The organism is Mesorhizobium sp. AR07 (assembly GCF_024746815.1).
GTDB lineage: Bacteria > Pseudomonadota > Alphaproteobacteria > Rhizobiales > Rhizobiaceae > Mesorhizobium.
In genome coordinates this window covers 1,898,375-1,924,527 of the sequence record NZ_CP080525.1, presented here as the reverse complement: position 1 = coordinate 1,924,527, position 26,153 = coordinate 1,898,375, and the positions used below count along the sequence as shown (strand labels likewise).

The window sequence follows — 26,153 nt, the reverse complement described above, 5'->3', positions numbered from 1 at the left end:
AATGACGATGAAAAAGCTGATCCTGCAGATGCAGATGTCGGTCGACGGCTTTGTCGGCGCCAATGAGGACCGTCCCTGGCAGCTCTGGGAATGGGGCGACGACAGCGCCTGGGACGACGGGCTGAAGCGGGATTTCAACGCCGTCTTCGCCGGCATCGACACCATACTACTCAGCCGCAAGATGGCCGAGGAGGGGTATCTCACCCATTGGGGCAATGCGGCGAAGAAATTTCCGAGCGATCCGTTCTATGCCTTCGCGCAGCGCATCGTCGATGCGCAGAAGGTGGTGCTGAGCGACAGGCTCAAAGCCTCGCGATGGGAGCGCACGAGCGTCGCCAGCGGCGACCTGCCGCGCGAGGTCAAGGCGCTGAAGGCGGGCGATGGCGGCGACATGGCCGTCTTCGGCGGGGCAGGATTTGCGTCGGCGCTGATCGCGGCCGGGCTGGTCGACGAATTCCAGCTGTTCGTCAACCCGGCAGTGCTGGGCGCTGGGCGCCGGATTTTTGATCAGGGCGGCTTCAAGACCCTGCGCCTGCTTGGCTCGAAGGCCTATGCCTGCGGCATGGTGGTCAATCGCTACGCGCCGGCTGGCTGACCGGTGGCATGGCAAAGGCATCTCGCCGACAAAAAAGTTGTTTGGGCGGAATCCTTTGCCCGCGTCTCTTCGTCTTCAAGGTGCGGTCGCCAGGGCGGCCGTGGCAACCCTGAACGGAGAGACAAGACCATGATCCTGGTGACAGGCGCCACCGGCCTGAACGGCAAGGCGATCGTGCGCGAGTTCGCACGGCAGAAGCATGAGGTGAGGGCGCTGGTGCGAAATCCGGCACGGGCATCGGCGGCGGGCCTCGACGAGCTTATCGGCGTACAACTGGTCGAGGGCGATATGCGCCGGCCTGAAACGCTGGGCGCCGCGCTTGACGGCATCGACCGCGTGCTGATGATATCGACCGCCGCCGAGGACATGACGGAAACGCAGTGCTGCTTCATCGATGCCTGCAAACAGGCTGGTATTGCCCATATGGTGAAGTTTTCCGGCGCGGAATCCAACATCGGCTATGACGCGACGAAATTCCGCTTCACGCGCATGCATGAGGAGATCGAGCGCTATCTGGAAGGGGCAGGCATGGCGTGGACGCATCTGCGCCCCAGCCAGTTCATGCAGGTCTATCTGCGCGACGTGTCGATCATCGCCACCGAGGGCGCTTTTTACCTTGCGCTCGGCGACACCGAATTGTCGCCGGTCGATGTCGAGGACATCGCCAAGGTGGCCTTCCGGCTGCTGCGCGATGGCGGCCATGAAGGCGAGAGCCTCGACATGACCGGGCCCGAGGCGCTGACCATGAGCGATGTCGCGGCGCGGATATCGCAAGCGATTGGCAGGCCGGTCCGCTATGTCGATGTCAGCCCTGACGTGCGGCGGCGCAGTCTGCTGGCCAACGGCATTTCAGCCGACTTCGCCGATGCGCTGGACGAGCAACTGGCCGAGCGGCTGCGGCGGCCGAAATCGCGGGTGCATCTGGCGACGCATGAGATGTTTGGCGTGCGCGCAACGCCGTTCGTCGAATTCGCCCGGCGTCATGCCGCGATGTTTGGCGGCGGGAATTAGCCGCGCCCGCAAAAAAGCATCCGCTGCGACGTATCCTTTCTGCCCTCCCGTTCGTCCTAGGCTTTGAAGGTCGCGCGGCCCGCGATCCGCAACCCCGGGAGACCATGATGGCGAGCATACAGAGCGAGGCAAACAGGAACCACTACGCGGCGATCGCGGCCAATGCGGGCAAGCTGACCAGCCCGCAAGCGATCATCGACTTCAACGACACGCACTGGACGGCGCTGACCGGCGAACCGGGCGGCGTCGACTATATCGAGGTCGATGCTGGCGGCGTGCCGGCGATGTGGATCGTGCCGAAGGGCGCCGACGAGCAGCGGGTGCTGTTTTACGCGCATGGCGGCGGCTTCATAGGCGGCTCGATGTACACGCACCGCAAGCTGGTCGGCCATCTGGCCAAGGCGGTTGGCTGTCGGGCACTGCTCTACGATTATCCGCTGGCGCACCAGGCCAAGCATCCGGCCCAACGCGATGCGGCGATGACAGCCTGGACCTGGCTCACCGACCGCACCGGGCAAGGCGTCGACACCAGGCACATCGCGCTTGCCGGCGATTCCTGTGGCGCGGTGCTCACCTATGGCGTGCTGCAGCGGTTGCGTGCCGAAGGGCGGCCGCTGCCGGTTGCTACATTGATCATCTCCGGCTGGTTCGACATGGCGCTGACCGGCGCCAGCTACGAAACCAACCGCGACAAGGATCCGGCTTTCGCCAAGGCCGGCGTCGACTGGCTGGTGACGAACTTCATCGGCGATGGCGACCGGCTCGATCCGGAGGTCAGTGCACTCTATGCCGACCTCAGCGGTCTTCCGCCTGTCTTTCTGCAAGCCGGCGCGGACGAGACGCTGGTGGACGAAAGCCGCATGTTCGCCGATCGCGCCAGGCTGGCCGGCGTCGAGACGCGGCTCGACGTCTTTGACGGCATGCTGCATTCCTTCCAGATGATGGCCGGCCGGGCGCCGGAAGCCGACGACGCGATCGGCCGCTTCGCCGCCTGGGTGCGGCCGAGGCTTGGGCTGCCGGACATCAACAGCAGCGACAAGGCGGCCTGACGATGCGCCGGCTGATCGTGTCGAGCTTCGTATCGCTCGATGGTGTCATCGAAGCGCCGATGGCGTGGGCGTCGCCCTTCTTCGACGAGCAGAACCAGGCGCACGCCTTGCAGGCATTGTCCGGCGTCGACTTCTTTCTGCTCGGCCGCGTCACCTACGAGATGTTCTCAGCGCGCTGGCCCGACATCAAGGGTCCGTATATGGACCGCATCAACGGCATGAAGAAACTGGTCGCCTCGACGACGCTGAAGGCGGCGGGGTGGAATGCAACCGTGCTCGACGGTGACGTCGCTGAAGCACTCGCCGCGATCAAGCGGCAGCCGGGCGGCGATATCCTGAAATACGGGGTGTCGCGGCTCGACCGCATGCTGCTTTCCGCAGGGCTGGTCGACGAGTATCATCTGTCGATCGTGCCGATACGGGTCGGGCACGGCAAGCGCGCCTTCGATGATGTCGATTCCATCAACCTCGATCTCGTCGGCACGCATCGTTTCGACAATGGCGTGGTGACCCTGACCTATGTGCCGCGATGAACCAGCAGGTCCGTAAATCTCGTGAGACAGCGCAGGGGATGCAGCCGCGCCCCGAAGGTCTGTTCGACCTGCGCTACGCAGCGTTCCTGGAGACGGTTTCGCATCTGCGCGTCAAGCTGCACCGGTACTGCGCGCGCATGACCGGTTCGGCCCTCGATGGCGAGGACATCATGCAGGAGGCGCTGTTCGAGGCCTATCGCAAGATCGAACGGCTCGACGATGCGCAGGCGCTACGGCCCTGGCTGTTCCGCATCGCCCACAATCGCTGCATCGACTTCATCCGCAACCGTCAGGCGCTACAGCGGGCCGAGGCCGGCTATGCCGGCGACGACCTCGTGCTGCCCGTCGAGCCCGCCGGTCCCGGCGCGGGCCATGCCATCGAGCGGCTGGTCGTGTATCTGCCGCCGAAGGAGCGCGCCTGCGTGCTGCTCAAGGATGTCTTCGACCATTCGCTGGACGAAATCGCCGATCTAGTCGGCTCGACCACAGGCGGTGTCAAATCGGCGCTCAACCGCGGCCGCGCCAAGCTCGCTACCTTGCCGGCGCAGCCGGTCGCGGTACCGGCACACGATCCCGAACTGGCGCGGCTGCTCGATCGCTATGTCGAGCTCTTCAATATCAGGGACTGGGACGGCGTGCGGGCGCTGGCCAGCGCCGATGCGCGGTTGCGGGTCTCGGACTGCTACAACGGCCTGCTGTCGGGCTCGCCCTATTTCGTCGAGTATGAGCGCAGCGAGCTGCCCTGGCGCATGCGGCGGGGCGCGATCGGCGGAGAAATTGTGCTGGTCCTCGACAGGCTATATGGCGAGGTGTGGCGGCCGGCGTATCTGGTGCGGATCCACGCCGCCGACGGCGTCATCGACCATATCACCGACTATTATGCCTGCCCGTGGATCCTGGATATGGCGTCCGCCGACGCTGGATGAAGCAGCGCCTTGCCTTCTCCCCCGGTGGGGCAGGGCTCGCATATGGGAAGCTGAGGCTTTCGCTCTATGAGTACCCCCACCCTAACCCTCCCCACAAGGGGGAGGGAATGCTGCCGCGCGCCTTTGTCCATCATACTCAGCGTCGAACTTGGGTAGTTTTGCCGGTGTCAGCGTCTACGAGAGTCTCCCTCCTCCTTGTGGGGAGGGGTTAGGGGTGGGGGTACTCGTAGGGCGAAAACGGCTTCCCATATGCGATAGCCCTGCCCTGTGGGGTGAGAGGCGGTCCGCGCTAGCGGACGAAAAGCCAATTGCTTGGCTTTCGGGCGTCGAACGCCCTGAGCTTGCGAAGGGCGGGGTCATTCGACCGCCAGATTGCTTCCCCACCACGCTCACTTGGCATCGTGAAAGATAATGCCGACCGTGTGGCGCATGCCTGAGCGCAGCCGGCTGACACCGTGGCGCAAATTGACGCGGTAATTGCCCTTGGTTCCCTGCACCGGCCGGTTGTGGACGGCAAAGGCGACGGCGTCGCCCTGGCGCAGCGGCACCACCTCGACCCGGCTCTGCATGCGCGGCCGTTGCTCGGTCAGTGCGAACTCGCCGCCGGTGAAATCCTTGCCCGGTTCGGAGAGCAGGATCGCCACCTGCAGCGGGAAGGCGAGGTCGCCATAGAGGTCCTGGTGCAGGCAGTTGAAGTCGCCGGGCACATATTGCAGCAGCAGCGGCGTCGGCCGCGTCTGGCCGGCGGCATGGCACTGTTCGAGAAACGCGGCATGCGTCGCGGGATAGCGCATGGCTTGCCCCATGCGCTCGTTCCACTGGTTGGCGACCTCGGCCAGCCTGGGATAGAGCGCGCTGCGCAGGCCGCCAAGCAGGTCGGGCAAAGGATAGCGGAAATAGCGGTACTCGCCCTTGCCGAAGCCGTGCCTGGCCATGTGGATGTGGCTGCGGAAATGCTGTTCCTGCGGATAAAGGCCGGCAACCTGCCGGCATTCCTCGGGCGACAGCAGCTTTTCGATCACCGCGCAGCCGAAGCCGTCGAGTTCGGCGGCAACGGCCGGCCAGTCGTAAGCGGCAACGCGTGTCTGCGCTGCCTCGACCACGGATGTGGCAACCTTGGCGTGGGCGTTCATAGCGCGGCCTCCTTGTCGAGCAGCGCGCGCTTGCGCTCGACGCCCCAGCGGTATCCGGACAGCGTGCCGTCGGCACGGACAACGCGGTGGCAGGGAATGCCGAGCGCGATCGCGTTGGCGGCACAGGCCGTCGCCACGGCGCGGGCGCCGTTCGGCTGGCCGAGGCGCCGGGCAAGTGCGGTGTAGGTGATGGTGGCGCCGCAGGGGATAGCGCGCAGCACGTCCCACACACGCCGCTGGAACGGCGTGCCGTGGCGCATGTCGAGCGGCAGGTCGAGACCGACGCTGGGCGTTTCGATGAAGCGTGCTATCGCCGCCAGATCGTCGCGCAAGGCGGCCTCGTCTTCGACCAGCCCCTTGCCGGGGAAGCGGTTGGCGAGGTCCTGCTCCAGTTCGCTGCCGTGCGAGCCGATCAGGATGGCGCAGACGCCGGTCTCGCTGCGCGCCGCCAGGATCTTGCCGATCGCGGATTCGCCGATGGCATAGGCGATGGTGTCGAGGGCGGCGGGTTTGTGGAAAGTCGCCGGCATATTGGTTTGCATGAGGTTCATTGCCTTCCACTCCTTTGTTTGTGCCTGAACCCTAGCTACGTGCAGGCCGCCTCTCACTCCGATGCTTGCTTTCAAATTCAAGATCGTAGCCTGTGAAAAACTCAACACCCGCCGTCGAGTTCTGTGGCGCCCCCTCTGTCCTGCCGGACATCTCCCCCACAAGGAGGGAGATGTCCGGCAGGACAGAGGGGGCGCCGTAGAGCGCTGATTTCGAACCGTTACATTTCGTCAGGCGACACGCGTGACGGAAAGCTCGCCCAGCAAGAACACTTCGCCGGTCAACAGCCGCAACTCGATCTCGCCGGTCGCGGTGCGGCTCCACTCGGCCTTGTCGTCACCGACAAGCTCGCCAATAGCAGCCATCACCAGTGATTTCGCGTCTTGGGCACGGGCGCTAATTGCACCGCCGTTGCGGGCCTGGATGGTCGCATCGGTGGTGGGAGACCTTGCCATCGCGCGCATTGCCGCCCGGTGCTCGTCAGGCTCGCGTAGACCGGTACGCGTTATCAGCTGTCTTCACCGCGCCCGGTCCACCAGACGCCTCCTCCCGGTCGAGCAGCGCGCGCTTGCGCTCCGCGCCCCAGGCGTAGCCGGACAGCGCGCCGTCCTTGCGGATCACTCGGTGACAGGGAATGGCGGCAGCAAGAGTGTTGGCCGCACAGGCGGCGGCGATGGCGCGGGTCGCCTTTGGCGCCCCGATGCGCTCTGCAATCTCGGCATAAGAGGCTGTCTGGCCGACCGGGATGTCTCGCAAGGCCTGCCAGACGCGCTGCTGGAACGCGGTGCCGCGCACGTCGAGCGGCAGGTCGAGGCCGAGCGCCGGCGCTTCGACGAAACCGACGACGCGAGCGACGAGCGCCTCATAGTCGCGGTCGCCGCCGATCAGCCGTGCCCTGGGGAAACGGTCCTGCAGGTCGCGCACCAGCATGTCCGGATCGCCGCCGAGCAGGATCGAGGCAACGCCTTTCTGGCTCGATGCGACCAGGATTGTGCCGAGCGAGGATTCGCCGACGGCAAAGCGGATCTCTTCATGCGCGCCGCCGGCGCGATAGCGCGTCGGCGTCATGCCCAGCATGCCGGTGGATTTCTCGTAAAAACGCCCGCTCGAATTGAAGCCGGCATCGTAGATCGCCGCTGTCACGCTGCTGCCGTCTTCCAGGCCCTGGCGCACCCTGGCGGCACGCTGCGCGGCGGCATAATCCTTCGGCGTCAGCCCGGTGACAGCCTTGAAGACGCGATGAAAATAACCGGGGCTGCGACCGGCGGCGGCGGCCAGGTCGCCGAGCGACGGCTCTTCTTCGCTCCGTTCGATCCTGCGGCAGGCATCGGCAACCATCGCGGCGTTGCCGGCCTCCAGCGAAGGGCCGTCCGGGTTGCAGCGCCGGCATGGGCGAAAGCCGGTCGCCTTGGCCTGACCCAGTGTGTGGTGCAACTGCACGTTCTTGGGGTTGGCGCGCCGTGACGGGCAGGAGGGCCGGCAATAGACTCCGGTCGTCGCCACCGAGTACCAGAATTCTCCGTCGGTCGATTTGTCGCGCGCGACGATACGCGCCCAGCGCGGATCATCGGCGACTTGCAGCGGCGTGGATTTCAGATTTTTGGCCAGGGTGATGAACATGGCCGCATTGAAGCCGCCGGAAGCCAGCTTCGCCACCCGTTTCCTGCCAACTGTCAGGAGGGTCCAGCCTGATCGGGCAAACGGAAAGAGGTCCGCATCACGGCCATGCGGACCTCATTCATTCATTGCCTGCGTTTCCTCAGGCGGCCTTGATCAGGCCGAGTTGGGTGAGGGCGGCGAGGCCGTCGTCGAGGCCGATCTCCTCGACGATCCGGCCGTCGACCACCTTCAGCACGGTGGTGCCGGTGAAGCGCATGGTGCGGCCGGTGGCGGCCGGCAGCGAACCGACGAGGAAATCGCTGAATGCCGGGCCGGTGTGGGTGCCGCCGCCCTCCCACTGGCCGACGACGTAGTCGCCTTCGGCGATGAGGTCGGCGGTCGCCCAGAAGCTGAGGTCAGGGAAGGCGGCACGGAAGTCGGTCATGAAGGCCTTGATGTCGTCGCGGCCACGGCGCGGCTCATGCAGCGAGTATTTCAGCAGCATGTCCGGTGCGGCGATCTCGTCGACGACCGACAGATCGCAGGTTTCACCCCAGAAATCGGTGAACCATCTGATGACGACGGCCTTGTTGTCTTCCTGTTTGGTCATTGGGAGGTCCTCTTGTTGTTTGCCAGAGGTCACCGATCCGCGCCGATGACCCCGGGCAAGCAGTAAGACGATCCGGCGGGCGCAAAACTCCGGTTCTTGCCGGCCAATCGAAGGGCTACGGGGACATTTCACGACCGGTAACGCTCACACAGCCGGCAACGCCGGATCGCCGCCATGGCCGGCCTTCCAGCGGTAACTGTTTCTTCTCTGGTTTGCTGCAGATTGCCGCGTGGCGGGATGAGCGAAGCAGATGATGGCGCGTCAGGACAAGAAAAGTCGCAATGGAACGTTCTGGGCGAAGGCCCTGGAACGCGCCCATCTTGGCGTCTGGGACTGGGATCTTGCGACCGGCGACTGCTTCTATTCGGCGACCTGGGCGCGGATGCTCGGCTATGACGAAAGCGAACTAGCCAACACCAGCGACCTGTGGCTGCAACTGACCCATCCCGATGATCGCGAGCGGGCGTTGGCCAGCGGCGATCGCCACATTGCCGGACAGACCGATGCCATCGAGACCGAGCTCCGGCTGAAGCACAAGCAGGGCCATTGGGTGTGGGTGCTCGATCGCGGCGGCATCGTCGAGCGCGACGCGTCCGGAAAGCCGCTGCGGCTGATGGGCGTGCAGACCGACATCACCAAGCAGAAGGCGGCCGAAGCCGAGCTCGAACAGGTCAATGTGCGCTTCCGCCTGGCGCTCGCCGCCAGCGGCACCGGCATCTGGCATTACGACATCGCCACCAACAAGAGCTATTGGGACAGCCGCACCAGGGACATGTTCGGCTTCGTCTCTGACACCGACGTGGTGCCGGCCGACCTCTGGCACAGCTATCTGCATCCCGACGACAAGGAAGCCACCGAGCGCGCCCACCGCGCGCCGATCGGAACGGACGGCGTCATTGCCAATCAATACCGCATCATCAGGCGAGACGGCGAGATCCGCCATATCGAATCGCTGGTGCGCTTCGTCGCCGCCGCGGGTGCTGTCGGCCAGATCCTCGGCACGGTCCGCGACATCACCGAGGAAAAATTGCGCGAGCTGGAACTTGCCTATGCGGCCCGCCACGACGCGCTGACCGGCCTGTGGAACCGGTCCGCCTTCGACCGGCTGCTCAGAGACCATATCGCGGCGGGGGCGCCGTTGGCGGTGTTCTATGTCGACCTCGACTACTTCAAGGCGCTCAACGATTTTGCCGGCCACGCCGCCGGCGACCTGGCACTGAAGAGCGTCGCCGCCGGCATCAGCGGCTGCCTGCCGCAGGCCGCGCATGCGGCGCGGCTGGGCGGCGACGAATTCGCGTTGCTGGTGCCGCATTGCGACGCCGCGCAGGCCGAGCGGATCGCCACGGCCGTGCTTGGCGCGGTGCGCGAAGCCGATCTCGGCCCGGCCACGTCATCGCGCAAGCTGGCGGCCTCGATCGGCATTGCTTTCATCGATGACGCCAGCACGACGGTGGCCGATGCGCTCGCCTGCGCCGACGATGCCTGCTACGCGGCCAAGGCTGCCGGCCGCAACCGCTTCGCCGTCTTCTCCACCAGGACGACATCCGGTTCCGGCGGGCTCAACGCGGCGCGCGTCGCGGCCGACACCGTCGATGCCATGGAAGACGGACGGCTAAAACTGTTCGGCCAGGAAATCCATCTGCTGGGCAAGCCTTGGCAAGAGAGCCGCCATGTCGAAGTGCTGGCCAGGCTCGCTGGGCGCAATGGCCGGCTGGTGCCGCCCGGCGAGTTCATTCCGGTGGCCGAGCGGTTCGGCATCGCTTCCAGGCTCGACCGCTGGATCATCCGCACCGCGCTGTCGCGGCATGGCGCGGCCTTGCGCTCGGGCGCGCTGACGCTCGGCTTCAACCTGTCGGCGCAGACGCTGAGCGATCCTCAGCTTTGGGAGTTCGTCGACAGCGTCATCGACGAGACCGGGGCGCCGCATTCGGGCATCGGTTTCGAAATCACCGAAACCGCGGCCGTCACCAATTTCGACGCCGCCGAACAGTTCGTGCGCAAGGCGCGCGAGCGGCGCTGCCGGGTCAGCCTCGACGATTTCGGCGCCGGCATGAGTTCGTTCGAATATCTCAGGCGCTTCCCCGTCGACACGATCAAGATCGATGGTTCCTTCATCGAGCACATCACGCAAAGCCGCTTCGACCGCGAGATCGTGCTGGCCATCACCAGCATCGCCCGCAGCCTCGGCTGCGACGTGGTCGGCGAGAAGATCGAACGGCAGGACACGCTGGCCATGCTCGCCGATATGGGCGTCGCCTTCGGCCAGGGGTTTTTGCTGCACCGGCCGGAGCCGCTGGAGCAGATCGTCGCGCGGGCGACGGCGGACGCCGGGACGCCGGGCAGGCGAAGGGCATCGTGACGGGTTCGCTGCTCCAGTCACCTGGGGCAAGACTGTTCGAGCCCGGTCAAATCGTCACCGCGTCGCCGATCGCGGAAAGGCTATGACGCCTGTCACCGGCCGCTTGTGCTGGGCCTCCGCCACCATTTCGATCAACAGATCGAGGGCCTCACATGCCTCGCGGCTGGTCTCGTCATTGCCACGCAGATAGTGATAGGCGCGTTCGAGATGGAGACGGGCGGCTGAAAAATCGCTGGTCAATGGTCCCTCCATGATCCCGCCCTAATGTATCTTGCCGGGCCTGGCGGAACGTGGGGTAAATATCCACAGGCGGCTTTTATTCAAATGCCGCCAACCTTGCCCGCGCGGCCGTGGAACTGCCAAATTCCCCCACGAGGGGGAGATTGGCAGTTTCGCGGCCGTGCGGCTAGACTGCGGCTTCCCTGTCCGAGGTGAGACCGCATGATCGTCCAGGCCTGCATCAACGGCGCGCGTCCGCGCGATTTCCACCCAAAGCTGCCGCTCGACGCACAGGCGATGGCTGATGACGCGGCGGCCTGCGTCGACGCCGGTGCGGCCGAACTGCACATCCACCCGCGCGGCGCGGACGGGCGCGAAAGTCTGGTGGCCGTCGACGCCACCGTGCTGGCGGTGCGCCAGGCCTGTCCGGGCACGCTGGTCGGCGTGTCGACCGGCGCCTGGATCGAGAACGATGTCGAGCGGACCCGTGCGGCGATCGCCGCGTGGCGGGAACTGCCCGACTATGCCTCGGTCAATCTGTCGGAGGCCGACGCGCCCGCCGTGATGGAGCTGCTGCGCGGCCGTGGCATCGGCATCGAGGCGGGGCTTGCCACAACAGCCGATGCGGAGCGCTTCGTCGGGCTGGCCGACCACAACCGCGTGCTGCGCATCCTGATCGAGATCGACATCCAGGACCTGCCGGCGGCGTTGGACGAGGCGCACGGCATCGCCGCCGTGCTCGGGCGCGCCAAGGTGCTGAGGCCGATCCTGCTGCACGGCGTCGACGCCACCGTCTGGCCGTTCGTCGCGCTTGCGCATCGCCAGCGCTGGTCGACGCGGGTCGGGCTGGAAGACGGCAAGACGCTCGCCGATGGGACTATCGCGAAGGACAATGCGGCGATCGCCGCGGCTGCGGTGGCGATCTTTAGGCCGATGCCAGCCCGCTGATCTACGGTCTCGCTTCCTCGTAAGGCTCCGAAAGCCGCAGCAGCAGGGCGAAGAGCGCAATCACCGGCGGAACGACGAAGCACCAGACATTGGCGAAGGCAAAGCCGAGCGCCGCGGCGGCGCAGCCGGCGGCGAACACGGCGACCGCCGCCGCCATGCGCCGCAGCCGGGCAATGAGGGCAGGGCGGGCCTCCGGCGTCACGCCGCCGATGAGATCGGCGAGGTCGATCATGATCTGGGTGGTGGTGCCGGTCATCAGCGTCGAGGGCGGTGCCGCCGCGAGGTGGACGCGGTGCACCGCGTTCTGGATCGCCATCGCGGCGACCAGGACCATGCCGGTGACGATCGCCGCCGCGCCGTCGCCGCTGGCGAAGGGGCCAAAGCGGATCGCCAGCGTGGCGCCGGCGGTCAGCAGCGCCAGCTTGTCCGCCAGCAACACGGCGAGCGCCGGCCGGTCATGCCTGCGCAAGCGCTCGCCGGCCAGCCGGGTCAGAATGACGACGATGCAGAACACCGGCAGCGCCAGAAGTTTTGCCAGCACGCCCGAAATGCCGAGCACCAGCGAGGCGCCCAGGGTGACGAAATTTCCTGTCACATGCGCGGTGAACAGGCCCTGCAGCGCCAGGAACCCGGCCGTATCGACATAGCCGCCATTGAGGCTCAACAGCAGCGGCAATGTGGGTTTCATCCGGCATCTCCAGTGGTGGCTTGCGGATACCGTCTCATATCCCGGCGAGGCGTTCCACCTCTGTGCGGCACCTTGCCGTCGCCGCGCGGCATCTTTGCCGTCGCGCCAGCGGTACCCTTGCCGTCGCGCGGCCCGCCGTCACACAAACGGCAAAACGCAGATGTTCACTTGAGGAACAACCGATATAGGGCCACGTTCAGGCAATGTTGCGGAGACCAACGGAGCTTTTGCATGTCGCTGTCCGGTACGACAACTCGCTACGGAAGCCTCGCCCAGGCATTTCATTGGCTGACGGCGCTGCTTGTGCTCATCGCCTTCCTGGTCTCGGCAGGCGGTCCGCCCACGCGCGTCTATTCCGCGGCCAACGCCTCGACGCTACTGTTTCACGAGTCTCTCGGTTTTGCTGTTTTCTGGCTGCTGGTCATCCGTCTGGTCTGGCGCCTGTTCGACCGCATTCCCGACTCCCCGCCGATGCCGGCCTGGATGGAGGTCGCCTCGAAGATAACGCATTGGGCGCTCAATGCGCTGCTGTTTGCGGTCCCGGCGTCGGCCATGCTCGGCGCATGGTTCGGCGGTCACCCGGTGACGGTCTATGGCTTCGGAGCCATCGGTCCGTTTTTCGGCCCATGGGACGCCGGCGCCGCGCTGGCCGACATCCATGGCACGCTCGGCGATATCATCCTATGGCTCGCCGGCCTGCACGCCGCGGCGGCCATCTTCCATCACGTCTTTCTTCGCGATCGCGTGCTAAGCCAGATGCTGCCCGGCTTGCCCAAGGTGCGTTGATATTCAGGTGACGCCGGCCTGCAAACGACGGCTTCCTGCGCTTCCGGTGCTCACGGACCCGAAAGTCCGCTCCAGTTCTCGAAAGCCACCGTTTTCGGCTCGGCCTGACCTGAATCTCAACACACCTTGATCCGTCGCCGATTTGGTGCGCCAGGCGCGGCCCTGATGCTTACCCGAGAATGATCTCGATCGCCTGATCGACGACCGGGTGCAGGCCGCTGGCCTGGAAGGACAGCCGGTTGCCGGAGCCGACATTGCTGGTCATGGCGATGGTCAGGCTTGACTTCGGGTCGTGCAGCATGACGGCGACGTAGCCGGGGATGCTGCCCTGATGGCCGTAGAAGGCGCGGCCGGCGTAGGCACTTTGGAACATGCCGGCACCGGTCTCGCGCATGCGGGTGCCCGGGAAGCTGGCCGGCACGCGGTGTTCGAACATCTCGGCGAAGAAGGGCGGCGACAACAGCCTGCCGGAGAACAGGCCGCGCATGAAACCCACCATGTCGGACGGCGTCGACACCATGTCGCCGCAGCCATAGGCGGCGCCAAACGGGAAGGAATCGGAGGAATCCTGCAATTCGTCGGAATAGGGCAGCACGCCGTCCATGCGCCACATCTCGCCGCCGGAGGCGATGTCGGTCGGTGCATTCGCCGGCGGCGGCGGCCGGTGGTAGTAGCCGCGCACCATCGACTTTTCCGGAAAGGCTTCGGTCGCCGGCGACCAGGTGTTTTTCAGGCCGAGCGGCTGCAGCACCGCGCTTCTGACATAACCGCCCAGCGACTGGCCGGAGACCGCCTCGATGACCATGCCGGCCAGCACATAGCCAGTGTTGTTGTAGACCGCAGGGCCGCCCGGTGCCCTCTGGGTGTCCGAGGCGAAGGCAATGTCGACCAGCTGCCGCGGCGTCCACTGCCGGCCCGGATCCATCGGAATGTAATATTCGAATTCGGGCAGGCCGCTGCGGTGATTGATCAGCTGGCGCACCGAAATGGCGGCGGCACCCGGCAAATCGGGGAACCAGGAGGCGATCGGCGCGCCAAGGTCGAGCTTGCCGGTTTCGGCGAGCTTGACCAGGGCGGCTGCGACGAAGGTCTTGGTGCAGCTGCCGATCTTGAACTGCCGGTCCGGCAGGACGGCAATGTTGTGCTCCCGGTCAGCGAGGCCAGCGGTGATGGCGGTTGGTGCCGCGCCGTTCAGCGAATAAGCCAGCGAGGCGCCCACCGCGCCGTCGGCAAGGTAGGTATTGAGGAGGGCGTTCAAATTTTCGCGCATGGTGATCTCGCTTTGTTGTCAGTTCTTCCCTTCTCCCCCTGTGGGAGAAGGTGGCCGAGCGCAGCTCGGTCGGATGAGGGGTGTTCCAGGGAACACCAACGTCTCATTCCGTCCAGCACCCGTCATCCGTCTCGGCGCTGCGCGCTGATCCACCTTCTCCCACAGGGGGAGAAGGACAGGCGCCAAGTCCTACTCGGCCAAATCCACCGCCGCAAAATTCTGCCGGCCGAAGGGGTCGAGCACGTAGTTGAGCACGCTCTTGCGGATCGGGATCGCCACCACCGAATGGGCGATCGGCGCCACCGGCACCTCGACCTTGAGGATCGCCTGCGCCTTGGCATAGATGTCGGCGCGCTGCTTGGGATCGGCGGCGACGCGGCCGTCCTGCAGCAGCTTCTCGAAGGCCGGATCGCACCAGCGCGAGCGGTTGGAGCCACCCTTCACGCCGTCGCAGGAGAGCAGATAGCTCAGCATGTTGTCGGGGTCGCCATTGTCGCTGCTGCCGCCAAGCAGGAAGGCGTCCTGTTCGCCGGCGGCGGTGCGCTTCAGATACTCACCCCATTCGAAGCTGACGATCTCTGCCTTGACGCCGACGGCCGCCCAGTCGGCCTGGATCATCTCGGCCATGCGCTTGGCATTGGGATTGTAGGGCCGCGACACCGGCATCGCCCACAGGCTGATCGACAGGCCGCTTTCGTGGCCGGCCTCCTTCAAGAGCTTCTTCGCGCCATCGGGATCATAGTCGATGCCGGCATCGGTGACGGCGCCGATCTGCGCCGGCGGCACGACGCTGCCGGCCACGGTGCCGGCGCCGGCATAGACCGCGTCGACGATCGCCTTGCGGTCGATGGCCTTGGCCAAAGCCATGCGCACGCGCACATCGCCGAGCGGTTTGTGCTCGACGTTGAAGCCGAGGATGCCGATGTTCTGGCCCTTGAGGTCGAGCACTGATATGTCGGGGTCGGCGCGCAAGTCGGCGACGGCACTCGGCGGCGGCGGGGCGGCGACCTGGCACTCATTGGCCTTGAGGCGCTGGACGCGCGTGGTCGGCTCCGGCGTGACGGCAAACACCAGCGTGTCGATCTTCGGCGCGCCGCGCCAGTAATCCTTGTTGGCGGCGTAGCGGATCTGGCTGTCGGGCACATAGGCCTGCAGGATGAACGGGCCGGTGCCGACCGGTTCGCTATCGATCAGTTCCGGCGTGCCGGCGGCGACCATCTTCTCGGTCTGTTCCAGCGACAGGATCGAGAGATAGTCGAGCGCGATGCCGGGCAGGAAGGTGACGTTGGCGGCCGTCAGCGTGAAGCGCACGGTGTAGTCGTCGACCTTGTCTATCTTGTCGATCAGCGTACCCATGCCCAGCGCATTGAAGTACTCGTAAGCGCCACCGCCGAGCTTGTGGTAGGGATTGCTGGCGTCGCGCTGGCGGTTGAAGGTGTAAAGCACGTCGTCGGCGTTGAAGTCGCGCGATGGCGTGAAATGGTCGTTCGACTGGAATTTCACGCCATGCCTGAGATGGAACGTGTAGGTCTTGCCGTCGGGCGAGACATCCCAGCTTTCGGCCAGCGCCGGTCCGACCTCGGTCGTGCCAGGTTTGAACTCGACCAGCCGGTTGAAGATCGTCTTGGCGGCGGCGTCCATGGTGGAATCGGCGGTGCCGATGGCCGGATTGAAGGTCTCGGGATTGGCTTCCGAGCAGTAGACCAGGGTTTTGGCCTGGGCTTGCCCGCCGAGAAGGACGGATGAGGCCAGGAGTGACGTGGAAACAAGGACTGCGCGCAGAACGGTGGATTTCATCGCAAACGCTCCTGATGACACTTTACGGGTTGAGGGAAGGGCAGGCCGGTGAAGTTCATGGCGTCGTCGCCGAGGTGATGAAACGGTCGGGCGCAAGCGCCGCTGTGGTGACGCCGAGCGCCGCGAGATCGTCCGGCAAGGGTTGGCCGCGCAGCAGCGCCGAGCCCAGCCGCGCCAGCGTCAGTGAGACCTGGAAACCGTAGCCGCCCTGGCCGCCGAGCCAGAAGAAGCCGGGCAGGCGCGGATCGAAGCCGACGACCGGGCTGCGGTCGGGCGAAAAAGTGCGCAGGCCGGCCCACGGCGTCGACGGACGGCCGATGCGCAAGCTGGTCGCCTGTTCGATGCGGTCGACGGCGATGGCGACGTCGATGTCCTCCGGCCAGGCGTCGCAAGGCTCGGAATCGGTCTCGTCGGCCAGCGAGCCGATCAGCCTGCCGGCATCCGGCTTGAAGTAGAACTGCTCGTGCAGGTCGACCACCAGCGGCCATGCGGCGATGTCGGTGCCGGCAGGCGGGTCGAACAGGAAGGCGGTGCGCCGCTTTGGCCGAAAGCCGAGGCCGGCAAGACCGGCCAGCCCGGCGACGACATCGACCCAGGCGCCGGCGGCGTTGACGACGATGTCGGCCTGATGGGTGCCAGCGTTGGTGGTGACGCGGAAGCCGGCTGCCGTGCGAGCGATCTCCCGCACTTCCTCGCCGGTGCGGATTAACCCGCCGCCGGCCTTCAATGCCGAGGCTGCAGCCGCCAGCATTTTGGCCGTGTCGACATCGAGCGCACCGGGTTCATGCACCCCGCCGCAGGTGGTTTGCGTGGCGATCACCGGCACCAGCGCATTGACCTCGGATGCGGACAGGCGGCGCACGCGCGGCACCAGGGCCTGCAAATCGGCGGCCATGCGGTCGATGGCTTCGCCGTCATCCACGCCGCCGACATGCAATGCGCCGCGCCGGTGTGCGGCAAAGCCGCCATCGACGATTTGCTGCCGGCTGGCCAGCGACAGAGCCCGCACCAGCGCATTGCCATAGGTCTCGGAAAACAGTGCCGCCGAGCGGCCGCTGGCGTGATAGCCGAGATGCGGCTCACGCTCGAGCACGATGACCTCGGCCCACAGCTGCACGGCGGCCGCCAGCGAGAGGCCGGCAATGCCGCCGCCGATGACGACGATCTTTCTGGGGGAATTCGACTGCATCCACCACGCGTAGAAATAATTTCGTATCCAGTCAATATTTAGCGTATAAGAAAATTGTTAGCGTTGTTGATGGCGACAGGAAGTTGGACTACCTAGGGTGGAGAAGCGGCTTGACGCCGCGCCATGGAGCTGACGATGTCGGAGCAACCGAACCTCGGTGATTGCCTGCGCAGCTTGAGGAAAACGCATGGCTGGACCTTGCAGGAGGTCAGCTCGCTGACCGGCGTCGCGGTGTCGACGCTGTCCAAGGTCGAGAACGACCAGATGTCGCTGAGCTACGACAAGCTGCTGCAGATCTGCGAGGGGCTCGGCATCCATGTGACGGAGCTGCTCAGCGGCGACCGCAAGCAGCCGGCGGCGCGCACCCGCCGCTCGGTGACCTCGCAGTCCAACACGCTGCGCCAGCTGACCCGCAACTACGACTACCGCTATCTGGCGACCGATCTGGTGCGCAAGCGCATGGTGCCGATCCACGCCTATGCCCGCGCCCGTACGCCGCAGGAGTTCGGCCCGCTGACGAAACATGCCGGCGAGGAATTCTTGATCGTGCTCAAGGGCGAGATCGAACTGCACACCGACCAGTACGCGCCGGTGCGGCTGAAGCAGGGCGACAGCGTCTACATCGATTCCACCATGGGCCACGCCTACCTCTCGGTGGGCGAGGGCGACGCCGAGATGCTGTGCGTCTGCTCCGGCGACGAGCCGGACATGGAAGGCACGCTGCTGAGTGTGCTGGAGACGGTGGAGGGGTAGGGGGCGGCCATCGCGCATCTCCCTTGGCCGTCTGCGCTGCCCCTTGTGTGTTTGGAATATGCATAATGGAGGGTGCCACGAACCGGTGGATGTTCCGGTTCGTGGCGGCGGTCGAGAGCCCGTCGCCCCTCAGGTGGCCTAAACCGTAGGTGAGCTGGGGCCCGACCGCCTTCTTTGTGAACCCGAACAGTTGCAAGGGGCAAGCCCCCGCACACAAGGAAGGGATTGAGGAGATGGCTGAAGAGACGGTTCAGGACGTCGGTATTGACGTCGCCAAGTGGTGGCTCGATGTGTCGGTGTTTCAGACGCTAGAACGAGCCCGTTTCGACAACGACAAGGACGGCTGGGCCGAGCTGATCAAGTGGCTGACGGGTCGCAATGTGCGCGCCATCGGCATGGAGCCGAGCGGCGGCTATGAGCGCGGTGTGGCCAAGGCGCTGCGCAAGGCGAACCTGCCGGCCAGGAACGTCAATCCGCACAAGCTGCGCCACTATGCCCGCGCCCTTGGCCGGCTGGCCAAGAACGATCGCATCGATGCGCTGCTGATTGCGCGCTACACCGCCGAACTGCCGACCCGGCCGGTGCGCTGTGACCCAATCGCCGAGCAACTCGCCGATCTGGTCGTTGCCCGCAGGCAGCTCAGCGACGACAAGGTCAGCCTCGCCAACCAGCTCGAGCAGATACGCGAGCCGACGGTCAAGCGCATGTTCACCCGGCGGCTGCGGCGCATCGAGCTCGATATCGCTCTGCTTGCCAAACGGATGGCCGAACTCGTCGCCAGCCAGCCAGCGCTCGCGGCCAGGGATCGCCTGATCCAGTCCTTCTGCGGTGCCGGCCCAGTGTTCAGCCACACCGTGCTTGCTCTGGCTCCCGAGATTGGTGAGGCCTCGCGACGAGAGATCGCAGCCCTTGCCGGCCTCGCGCCCTACGACTTCGACACCGGCACTTTCCGAGGCAAGCGCAGCATCTGGGGTGGCCGTCATGACGTGCGCAGGGTGGTCTACATGGCAGCACTCACCGCCAGTCGCTCCAATCCTGTGCTCAAGGCTTTCCATCAGCGCCTCATTGCAAACGGCAAGGCGCCGAAAGTCGCTCTCATCGCCGTCGCGCGAAAGATACTGACCATCCTCAGTGCCATGATCCGAAACAACGAACCGTGGAACCCAGCCCGACCCTGACAAACACAGTTGCTCACCTGCCTGCCGGCATCCTCTCCCCGTATAGGGACGGGGCGAGGGACGCTGTCATCGTTGATTTCGCCAATCGCCAGCGTTGCGGACAGCTTCTTTCTCCCCGTCACTATACGGGGAGAAATGCCCGGCAGGGCAATGAGGGGCGGCGCCGACATAAGCAACGAATCTGGCCAGTCTCCTGCAGGGTCCTCCGTGAATTCCCGGCGACATGCGAGAGTTTTTCTGCATGCTGGTTCAGGCTTTCTGGTTCGAACCGGATGAAGAATCCGGCTATACCACCGCCTGAGGCTTCGCTCGCGCCAACCCAAGAAGGAAAATCAGATGAGTTCAGAAAAAGTGGCTGTCGTCGTGGCCGGTGGCAGCGGCATGGGTGCGGCGGCGGCGAAGCGGCTGGCGGCGGATGGCTTCAAGGTCGCCATCCTGTCATCCTCGGGCAAGGGCGAGGCGCTGGCCAAGGAGCTTGGTGGTCTCGGCGTCACCGGCTCCAACCAGTCGAATGACGATCTGCAGCGTCTCGTCGACCTGACGCTGGAACGCTTTGGCCGCATCGACGTGCTGGTTAACAGCGGCGGCCACGGGCCGCGCGCGCCGATCCTCGAGATCACAGACGAGCAATGGCACACCGGCATGGATGTCTATTTGCTGAACGTCATCCGGCCGGTGCGCATCGTCGCGCCGCAGATGGTCAAGCAGAAGGGCGGCGCCATCATCAACATCTCGACGGCCTGGGTGGTCGAGCCGAGCCCGATGTTCCCGACCTCGGCGGTGTTTCGCGCCGGCCTTGCCGCCTACACAAAAATCTTCGCCAACACCTATGCATCAGACAATGTGCGCATGAACAATGTGCTGCCCGGCTGGATCGACAGCCTGCCGGCCACCGAGGAGCGCCGCGACAGCGTGCCGATGCAGCGCTACGGTACCTCGGAAGAGATCGCCGCGACCATCGCCTTCCTGGCTTCCGAAGGCGCCGGCTACATCACCGGCCAGAACATCCGCGTCGACGGCGGCATTATTCGCGCTGTGTGAGGCGTCGATCGGTGGGACTTCCCTTCTCCCCTTGTGGGAGAAGGTGGCCTCGCGGAGCGAGGTCGGATGAGGGGTGTTCCTGAGAACGCCGACGCCTCATATCTTCCAACATCCTCAACCGTCTCGGCGCTGCGCGCCGATCCACCTTCTCCCACAAGGGGAGAAGGCAAGGGTGCGTCACGGCTGATCGGCATCAATCAGCGTTTGCAAAAAAGCGACGATGTCGTCGATCTCGGGGTCGGTCAGAGCCGGTCTGTTGCCGGGTTTCTTGCCGAAGGGTGGGTCCTGGTTGAGGTTGGCCCAGTAAGCCTTTGGCAAATCGTCATTTTGCTTGGTCGTGCCATCGGCGTTGCGGGGATACCAGCGGCCGGGGTCGGTGTCGCGGCTGGCGTAGAAGGCGACTGCATCGCGCAGCGTGTGGAAAGTGCCATTGTGGAAGAAGCTTTTACGCAGCGCCACATTGCGCAGCGTCGGCGTCTTGAACAGGCCGCAATACTGCGCCCGGCCACGGAAGTCGGTGCGTAGCGGGCCGCACAGGCCGAGATCGAAATAGGCTGGGTCGGCATTGGCCGGGATCGCCGGGTTGCGCGGTACGGCGATGGCGATCAGGCCGAAATCGGTGAATTGCGGCGGCTCGCCGTCATTGGCGGGTTCGCTCAGATGGCAGCTGGCGCAATTGCCCTTGGTCTCGTCCTCGAACAGCGCGCGGCCGTGCAATTCCTGCACCGACAGCGTCGCCTTGCCGGCGAGAAAGGCATCGTAGCGGCTGGAGTAGGGATAGAAGTCGGGCGCACTCTGCTCGAAGGTGCCAAGTGCCTCGGCGACGGCGTCAAAGGCGTCGTCCGGGTTGTCGAACACGGTATCGCCGAAGGCGGCCTTGAAGTCGTCGGCGTACGCCGCCTTGCGCAATCCGGCGCTGACGGCGGCGGCATCCTTGTTGGCCATCTCGAACGGCGACAGCAGCGGGATCCTGGCCTGGTCGCGGCCGCGGTCGATGCGGCCGTCCCAGGTCAGGCCGCCGGTCGGGCCGTTGTCGACGCTCTCGTCGCCTTCATCCTCGGAATCGTGGAAATGCTCGGTGAAGGCGGGCACCGCCTGGAGGTAACGCAGCGACGGCACGGCGCGCCGTCCTGGCTGGTCGAGATTCGGTCCGCCCATCTCGACCGGTGCCGCCGAGGCCGGACCGAAAGCATGGTGCGGGTCATGGCAGGACGAGCAGGATTGCCTGCCGGAGGCGGACAACGACGGGTCGAAGAACATTTTGCGGCCAAGTGCTGTCAGCGCCTGCGTCCGCGCGAAGGCATCCGCGCGCGATAGCGGCCCGGGATGGACGCTGCCTGCTGGCAGGCCGTCGGCGGGCCAGAGGATTGCGATGCCGGCAAGTGCCGCCAAGGCAGCGGAATTCCATCGTCTCATGGCACTCCAGTCCGTTTCTGCATTTGCGTATGCCGGCTTTGCTACGGAGTGATGACCGTTTGGGGAGGTCCAATTTTTGCCTGCGTCGCGTTCCTTCGCGCCCCCTCTGTCCTACCGGACATCTCCCCCACGAGTGGGGAGATTGGCAGCTGCGCGGCCTCGCTTGCTTTCAAACTTTGGTGATTGGCCAAAGCCGAGGCGACATCTGATCTCCCCCCGTGTGGGGGAGATGTCCGGCAGGACAGAGGGGGTGCTGTCCCGCCGACGTATCAGCTGATTTCACCGACGTCGCGCGGAACGGTTGCCGCGATGTCACAAAGCTGACAAGCCCCGGTCCTAGCGTCCAAGGGTTCCTCCAGCCATCCCCCAGCCACGAGGCATCTTCCCATGACCAGGTCCTTTCTCTCCCTTTGCCTCGCCTCGACGGCGCTGGCATCGGTCGCCTCTGCCGTCCAGGCATCCCCTCCCGGCTTCGACAAGATCGACACCGTCGTCGTCATCTATGCCGAGAACCGCAGCTTCGATAATCTCTATGGCGGCTTCCCCGGCGCCAATGGGCTGGCCAACGTCTCGGCCGACCAGGCGCGCCAACTCGACCGCGACGGCAAGCCGCTGACCGAATTGCCGCCGGCCTGGGGCGGGCTGACCGCCAAGGGCGTGACGCCGCCGGTGACCGAGGCGCAGTCGGCGCATCTGGCCAATGCCAGCTTCGCCATCGACGACGCCAGCGGCTTCAACGAGAAGACCTCGGTCATCACGCGCGACCTCTGGCACCGCTTCTATCAGGAGCAGATGCAGATCAATGGCGGGAAGAACGACAAGTTCGTCGCCTGGGCCGATTCCGGCGGCCTGGTGATGGGCCATTATGACGGGTCGGTGCTGCCGATGTGGGCGGTGGCGAAGAAATATGTTTTGGCCGATAATTTCTTCCAGGGCGCCTTCGGCGGCTCCTTCCTCAACCATTTCGAGCTCGCCTGCGCTTGCACGCCGGTCTATCCGCATGCCGACACCAGCCCGGTGAAAGGGCAGATCGCCGTCGTCGAGGCTGATGGCACGACGCTGAAGGTTGCCGACAATTCGCCGGCCTCGGCACTCGGCGGCGCGCCGAAATTCGTCAATGACGGCGCCATCACGCCCGATTTCCATGCCGTCAACACCATGCAGCCGCCCTACCAGCCGAGCGCCAACAAGCCGGCCGAAGGCGGCGATGCGGCGCTGGCCGACCCTTCGCAGCCGACGACGCTGCCGCCGCAGCACGACATCACCATCGGCGACCTGCTGTCGCTGAAAGGCGTCAGCTGGGCCTGGTATGCCGGTGCCTGGCAGGCCACGCTCGACGGCAAGAACGCGACGCCGGTGCCGAACTTCCAGTTCCACCACCAGCCGTTCAACTATTTCGCCGCCTATGCGCCCGGCACGGCTGCCCGGACCGAACACCTCAAGGATGGCGGCCTGGATGGCGCCGCGTTCATCAAAGACATCGACGACGGCAAGCTGCCGGCGGTGAGTTTTTACAAGCCGCAAGGCAATCTCAACGAGCATGGCGGCTATACCGATGTGACGAGCGGCGACCAGCATCTTGCCGACCTCGTCTCGCATCTCGAGAAAAGCCCGCAATGGAGCCACATGCTGGTGGTCGTCACCTATGACGAGAATGGCGGCTTCTGGGACCATGTCGCGCCGCCCAAGGCCGACCGATGGGGGCCGGGCAACCGCATCCCCGCCTTCATCATCTCGCCCTATGCGAAGATGGGCACGGTCGACCACACGCAATACGACACGACGTCGATTCTGCGCTTCATCACCGCGCGCTACGATTTGCCGGTGCTGTCCGGCATCGTCGCCCGCGACAAGGCGCTGCGCGACAACGACCAGCCGCCGATGGGCGACCTGAGCGCGGCGCTCGATCTGAGCCGATAGGGCGGGTCAGGCCGAAGAAAGTCGTATGGTGCCGTCGCATCGCAAAGGTGCGGCGGCATGGCGCCATGGCCTGCGTCAGCCGCCATTCACCAGGGCAAGGATGAGTTTTTGCAGATTGCCGCCCTGGCCGAGTTCGACTCTGTCGAAATCGCGGCTCGCCTGCCGCTGTGCCTGTGACAGTTCGGACAGGCGTTTCGTCATTTCGGTGCGGATCTTGCCGCATTTGGGATCGTCGGCGACGCTGAGGCCGACGGTCGCTGTCTCGATCTTGCGCACCATGTCGATGATTTCAGCGCCATGCACTTTCTCGTGGGCGCTGACGCCGGCGATGAAAACCTCCCAGTTCTTCTGGATGGCTGGCGGCAGCGGCGAAGTGGGGCTGGGCAAGGTGTAGGTAATGATGAGCTTCGGCCGTGCCGAGACCAGCACGCAGGCTCCGGCTCGCGCCTGATAGTCCCTGGTCCAGGTCAGCTTGAAATTGGTGTGGGCGATGGCGCGACCGACGCCGAGCTTCGGCCCGTTCTCACCGATCGAGCGGTACAGCTCCGGCCCGGACTGGCCCGAGATGGCGTAGGTCTCGACCTTCTCGACCGGCTTCCAGTCGGCATGGGCGGCCAGCGGCAAAGCCAGCAGGGCTGCCACCAGCAGGCACAGACGAATGAAAGCTCTCACACCACGCTCCGCAAAAATCAGGACCGGACGATATTGCCGCGACGGGCAATGCCACCGGAAGGCTTTTCCTATAGGATGCCGACGGGTGCGGCGGCAAATGTGTGAGGGGAGAAGTCATGCGATATCTCATTGTCGCCGGTGTCTTGGCGGCGTTGCAGGCCGCGCAGCCGGCGGTTGCCGCGTCGTGCAGCGGCTGGAGCGCCAAGATGGAGGAAGACGAGGGTGGCAGCGTCCTGACCGCTTCGGTCTGCGGCGGGCCGAAAGGCGATGCGCATCTGATGCTGACCTGTTTCGATGCGCCGGTGCTGAGCTACGACCTTGGCGCCACCGGCCAGCAGTTGGAGCCCGGCCTCAGCGGCGCGTTCGATTTCAAGGCCGACGGCAAGACAGTGACGAAGACGCTGCAGCTCGAAGCCATGTACAACTACTTCGTGGTCGATCTCACCAAAACCGATCCGTTGCTGGACCTGTTCCGCTCGAAAGGCGATGTCAGCGTCAGCGCCGCCAAATACGGTGAGATCAGCTTTCCGCTGAAGGGATCGAGCGGGGCAATTGGCAAGGTGCTGGCGCAGTGCGGCAAGGCCGCGCCGGCGGATGCGGATTGAGGTTGGCGGGCGTTGCGTGCGAACGCCTGGTCACTGAATTCAAACGTGCGCGCCGCCCCTCATTGCCCTGCCGGGCGTTCGTCATTCGAAAAGCCAAGCAATTGGCTTTTCGTCCGCTACGCGGACCACTCCTCAACTCCCCGTATAGTGACGGGGAGAAAGAAGCTGTCATCAGCGATTTCGCCAATCTCCATCGTTGCAAAAAGGGGCGGCGAGGTTGCGGCCATCTCCCTTCTCCCCGTCACTATACGGGGAGAAGGTGCCGGCAGGCGGATGAGGGGCGGCGCGACGCTTGTCCATTGCAACCTGCTATAACCCCGCCCAGCCTGACCAGGCAGGGCCATCCCTCATCGCCGCGGATACGCGGCCCGGCAAACCGACATCACGGTGTCGCGCAGCCAGCGATGGGCAGGGTCGGCGTCCAGGCGGGGATGCCACATCGCCGATATCTTGAACTCCGGCATGGGGAAGGGAAGCTCGAAGCTCTCGAGGCCTGCCGTGGCGGCGTGGTCGCTTGCCATGGTGTTGCCAAGACACGAACGCGGCACGGCCGCGACCAAATCCGATTGGCGCGCGATCCGCATGGCGTCGGGGTAGCCGGGCACGACAACCATTATGGCTCGTGCAAGGCCAAGCTTCTCCAAGGCGCCATCGATCGGCTCGATCCTGTCGCCTTCCTTGGATGCCACGACATGGTTGCAGGCCGCATATCGTTCTGATGTAACCGTGCCTGCCAGAAGCGGATGTCCAATCCGGGCCACGCCGACGAGCTTGTCATAAAACAGGAGCTGGGTGCGGATCTCGGGCGCCGACGTTCCAAGCAAGCCGATCTCCAGATCGATGAGACCTTCGCGAAGCGGACGCGCGTCCTTGTCGGGCTTGGCCACGAAACGCAGGCGGATGCGTGGTGCCGCCTGCGCCACGGCGGTTACGACGGGGCCGGCGAGGAATTCAAGGAACGCTTCGCTGACGCGGATGGTGAACGTCTGTTCGAGTGCTGCCACGCCCAACTGCGTGTTTTGCGGCCGCAGAACCGCTCGCACATCCCGGGTCAGCTCATGAACGCGCTCGCGCAACTCGGTGGCGTGCGGTGTCGGCACAAGCCCGCGCCCGGCCCTGACGAGCAGAGGGTCGCCTGTTGCCAACCGAAGCCGCGTGAGGGTCCGGCTCATGGCCGAGGAACTCAAGCCGAGGCGGCGGGCCGCACCCGTCACGCTGCCTTCGGCGAGCAGCACATCCAGCGCCACGAGAAGGTTCAGGTCCACATCGTTCATCAAGCCAAGCCTACTCCATCCGCTTTGCCTGAC

Annotated in this window: 26 protein-coding genes; 13 read left to right on the top strand and 13 right to left on the bottom strand. The window is 65.2% G+C overall.

From position 1 onward, the window contains the following. Positions 1 to 7: 7 nt before the first annotated feature. The 5 genes from BPNPMPFG_RS09790 (at position 8) to BPNPMPFG_RS09770 (ending at position 4,114) form a co-directional block, all read left to right on the top strand. Positions 8 to 595: a dihydrofolate reductase family protein gene (locus tag BPNPMPFG_RS09790; protein WP_258595027.1), complete on the top strand. Its 588-nt coding sequence runs from the start codon at positions 8 to 10 to the stop codon at positions 593 to 595. 129 nt (positions 596 to 724) lie between these two features. Next, on the top strand, positions 725 to 1,606 hold the full coding sequence (locus BPNPMPFG_RS09785) for an SDR family oxidoreductase (RefSeq protein ID WP_258595025.1): 882 nt from the start codon (positions 725 to 727) through the stop codon (positions 1,604 to 1,606). Positions 1,607 to 1,710: 104 nt separating this feature from the next. Further along, positions 1,711 to 2,655, top strand: coding sequence for an alpha/beta hydrolase (locus BPNPMPFG_RS09780; RefSeq protein WP_258595024.1), 945 nt, complete (start codon positions 1,711 to 1,713; stop codon positions 2,653 to 2,655). Between the two features lie 2 nt (positions 2,656 to 2,657). Beyond that, complete coding sequence (locus BPNPMPFG_RS09775) at positions 2,658 to 3,188, top strand: dihydrofolate reductase family protein (protein WP_258595022.1); 531 nt, start codon at positions 2,658 to 2,660, stop codon at positions 3,186 to 3,188. Positions 3,189 to 3,226: 38 nt separating this feature from the next. Continuing rightward, entirely contained in the window at positions 3,227 to 4,114 is an 888-nt protein-coding gene (locus tag BPNPMPFG_RS09770; protein WP_258595020.1) for a sigma factor, read from the top strand. 389 nt (positions 4,115 to 4,503) lie between these two features. Here the strand turns inward: BPNPMPFG_RS09770 and BPNPMPFG_RS09765 are convergent, their stop codons facing one another. From BPNPMPFG_RS09765 to BPNPMPFG_RS09745, 5 genes are all read right to left on the bottom strand, one after another. Next, positions 4,504 to 5,247: a 2OG-Fe(II) oxygenase gene (locus BPNPMPFG_RS09765; protein ID WP_258595019.1), complete on the bottom strand. Its 744-nt coding sequence runs from the start codon at positions 5,245 to 5,247 to the stop codon at positions 4,504 to 4,506. After that, entirely contained in the window at positions 5,244 to 5,798 is a 555-nt protein-coding gene (locus BPNPMPFG_RS09760) for a methylated-DNA--[protein]-cysteine S-methyltransferase (protein WP_258595018.1), read from the bottom strand. Before BPNPMPFG_RS09760 ends, BPNPMPFG_RS09765 begins: the two co-directional genes overlap by 4 nt. A 228-nt stretch (positions 5,799 to 6,026) precedes the next feature. Continuing rightward, positions 6,027 to 6,251 carry a hypothetical protein gene (locus tag BPNPMPFG_RS09755; RefSeq protein WP_258595017.1) on the bottom strand — a complete coding sequence of 75 codons (225 nt, stop codon included), beginning with the start codon at positions 6,249 to 6,251 and terminating at the stop codon, positions 6,027 to 6,029. Positions 6,252 to 6,276: 25 nt separating this feature from the next. Further along, complete coding sequence (ada, locus tag BPNPMPFG_RS09750; protein ID WP_258596692.1) at positions 6,277 to 7,416, bottom strand: bifunctional DNA-binding transcriptional regulator/O6-methylguanine-DNA methyltransferase Ada; 1,140 nt, start codon at positions 7,414 to 7,416, stop codon at positions 6,277 to 6,279. 139 nt (positions 7,417 to 7,555) lie between these two features. Next, the gene (locus BPNPMPFG_RS09745) at positions 7,556 to 8,005 is read right to left on the bottom strand and encodes an ester cyclase (protein ID WP_258595016.1); all 450 of its coding nucleotides are present in this window, start codon (positions 8,003 to 8,005) and stop codon (positions 7,556 to 7,558) included. A 253-nt stretch (positions 8,006 to 8,258) separates the two neighbouring features. Here BPNPMPFG_RS09745 and BPNPMPFG_RS09740 point away from each other — a divergent pair, with 253 nt between their 5' ends. After that, positions 8,259 to 10,364, top strand: coding sequence for an EAL domain-containing protein (locus BPNPMPFG_RS09740; protein ID WP_319945996.1), 2,106 nt, complete (start codon positions 8,259 to 8,261; stop codon positions 10,362 to 10,364). A gap of 54 nt (positions 10,365 to 10,418) precedes the next feature. Here BPNPMPFG_RS09740 and BPNPMPFG_RS09735 read toward each other — a convergent pair whose 3' ends face one another. Further along, the gene (locus BPNPMPFG_RS09735; RefSeq protein ID WP_258595014.1) at positions 10,419 to 10,604 is read right to left on the bottom strand and encodes a hypothetical protein; all 186 of its coding nucleotides are present in this window, start codon (positions 10,602 to 10,604) and stop codon (positions 10,419 to 10,421) included. Between the two features lie 201 nt (positions 10,605 to 10,805). Between BPNPMPFG_RS09735 and BPNPMPFG_RS09730 the strand changes: the two genes are divergently transcribed. After that, positions 10,806 to 11,531: a 3-keto-5-aminohexanoate cleavage protein gene (locus BPNPMPFG_RS09730; protein ID WP_258595012.1), complete on the top strand. Its 726-nt coding sequence runs from the start codon at positions 10,806 to 10,808 to the stop codon at positions 11,529 to 11,531. A gap of 1 nt (position 11,532) precedes the next feature. Here the strand turns inward: BPNPMPFG_RS09730 and BPNPMPFG_RS09725 are convergent, their stop codons facing one another. Beyond that, entirely contained in the window at positions 11,533 to 12,219 is a 687-nt protein-coding gene (locus BPNPMPFG_RS09725; RefSeq protein WP_258595011.1) for a YoaK family protein, read from the bottom strand. 231 nt (positions 12,220 to 12,450) lie between these two features. Here BPNPMPFG_RS09725 and BPNPMPFG_RS09720 point away from each other — a divergent pair, with 231 nt between their 5' ends. After that, positions 12,451 to 13,005 carry a cytochrome b gene (locus BPNPMPFG_RS09720; protein WP_258595009.1) on the top strand — a complete coding sequence of 185 codons (555 nt, stop codon included), beginning with the start codon at positions 12,451 to 12,453 and terminating at the stop codon, positions 13,003 to 13,005. A gap of 169 nt (positions 13,006 to 13,174) precedes the next feature. Here the strand turns inward: BPNPMPFG_RS09720 and BPNPMPFG_RS09715 are convergent, their stop codons facing one another. From BPNPMPFG_RS09715 to BPNPMPFG_RS09705, 3 genes are all read right to left on the bottom strand, one after another. Further along, a complete protein-coding gene (locus BPNPMPFG_RS09715; RefSeq protein ID WP_258595007.1) occupies positions 13,175 to 14,275 on the bottom strand; it encodes a serine hydrolase domain-containing protein in 1,101 nt (366 codons plus the stop codon). Between the two features lie 189 nt (positions 14,276 to 14,464). Beyond that, positions 14,465 to 16,072 carry an ABC transporter substrate-binding protein gene (locus BPNPMPFG_RS09710; protein ID WP_258595006.1) on the bottom strand — a complete coding sequence of 536 codons (1,608 nt, stop codon included), beginning with the start codon at positions 16,070 to 16,072 and terminating at the stop codon, positions 14,465 to 14,467. Positions 16,073 to 16,127: 55 nt separating this feature from the next. After that, on the bottom strand, positions 16,128 to 17,261 hold the full coding sequence (locus BPNPMPFG_RS09705; RefSeq protein WP_258595005.1) for an NAD(P)/FAD-dependent oxidoreductase: 1,134 nt from the start codon (positions 17,259 to 17,261) through the stop codon (positions 16,128 to 16,130). A 135-nt stretch (positions 17,262 to 17,396) separates the two neighbouring features. Between BPNPMPFG_RS09705 and BPNPMPFG_RS09700 the strand changes: the two genes are divergently transcribed. The 3 genes from BPNPMPFG_RS09700 (at position 17,397) to BPNPMPFG_RS09690 (ending at position 20,233) form a co-directional block, all read left to right on the top strand. Beyond that, positions 17,397 to 18,014 (top strand): helix-turn-helix domain-containing protein, encoded by a 618-nt coding sequence (locus BPNPMPFG_RS09700; RefSeq protein WP_258595003.1) that lies wholly within the window; start codon positions 17,397 to 17,399, stop codon positions 18,012 to 18,014. Positions 18,015 to 18,247: 233 nt separating this feature from the next. After that, complete coding sequence (locus BPNPMPFG_RS09695; RefSeq protein ID WP_258590634.1) at positions 18,248 to 19,192, top strand: IS110 family RNA-guided transposase; 945 nt, start codon at positions 18,248 to 18,250, stop codon at positions 19,190 to 19,192. Positions 19,193 to 19,528: 336 nt separating this feature from the next. Continuing rightward, entirely contained in the window at positions 19,529 to 20,233 is a 705-nt protein-coding gene (locus BPNPMPFG_RS09690; protein WP_258595002.1) for an SDR family oxidoreductase, read from the top strand. Between the two features lie 177 nt (positions 20,234 to 20,410). Here BPNPMPFG_RS09690 and BPNPMPFG_RS09685 read toward each other — a convergent pair whose 3' ends face one another. After that, positions 20,411 to 21,649: a cytochrome-c peroxidase gene (locus BPNPMPFG_RS09685; protein WP_258595001.1), complete on the bottom strand. Its 1,239-nt coding sequence runs from the start codon at positions 21,647 to 21,649 to the stop codon at positions 20,411 to 20,413. A gap of 387 nt (positions 21,650 to 22,036) precedes the next feature. On the opposite strand from BPNPMPFG_RS09685, the gene BPNPMPFG_RS09680 reads away from it, so the two are divergent. Further along, positions 22,037 to 23,569, top strand: a complete 1,533-nt coding sequence (locus tag BPNPMPFG_RS09680) for an acid phosphatase (protein WP_258594999.1) — start codon at positions 22,037 to 22,039, stop codon at positions 23,567 to 23,569. A gap of 75 nt (positions 23,570 to 23,644) precedes the next feature. Here BPNPMPFG_RS09680 and BPNPMPFG_RS09675 read toward each other — a convergent pair whose 3' ends face one another. Next, positions 23,645 to 24,241: a DUF922 domain-containing Zn-dependent protease gene (locus BPNPMPFG_RS09675; RefSeq protein WP_258594998.1), complete on the bottom strand. Its 597-nt coding sequence runs from the start codon at positions 24,239 to 24,241 to the stop codon at positions 23,645 to 23,647. A gap of 116 nt (positions 24,242 to 24,357) precedes the next feature. On the opposite strand from BPNPMPFG_RS09675, the gene BPNPMPFG_RS09670 reads away from it, so the two are divergent. Then, entirely contained in the window at positions 24,358 to 24,846 is a 489-nt protein-coding gene (locus BPNPMPFG_RS09670; protein WP_258594996.1) for a hypothetical protein, read from the top strand. A gap of 347 nt (positions 24,847 to 25,193) precedes the next feature. Here BPNPMPFG_RS09670 and BPNPMPFG_RS09665 read toward each other — a convergent pair whose 3' ends face one another. Continuing rightward, positions 25,194 to 26,120: a LysR family transcriptional regulator gene (locus BPNPMPFG_RS09665; protein WP_258594994.1), complete on the bottom strand. Its 927-nt coding sequence runs from the start codon at positions 26,118 to 26,120 to the stop codon at positions 25,194 to 25,196. Positions 26,121 to 26,153: the final 33 nt, after the last annotated feature.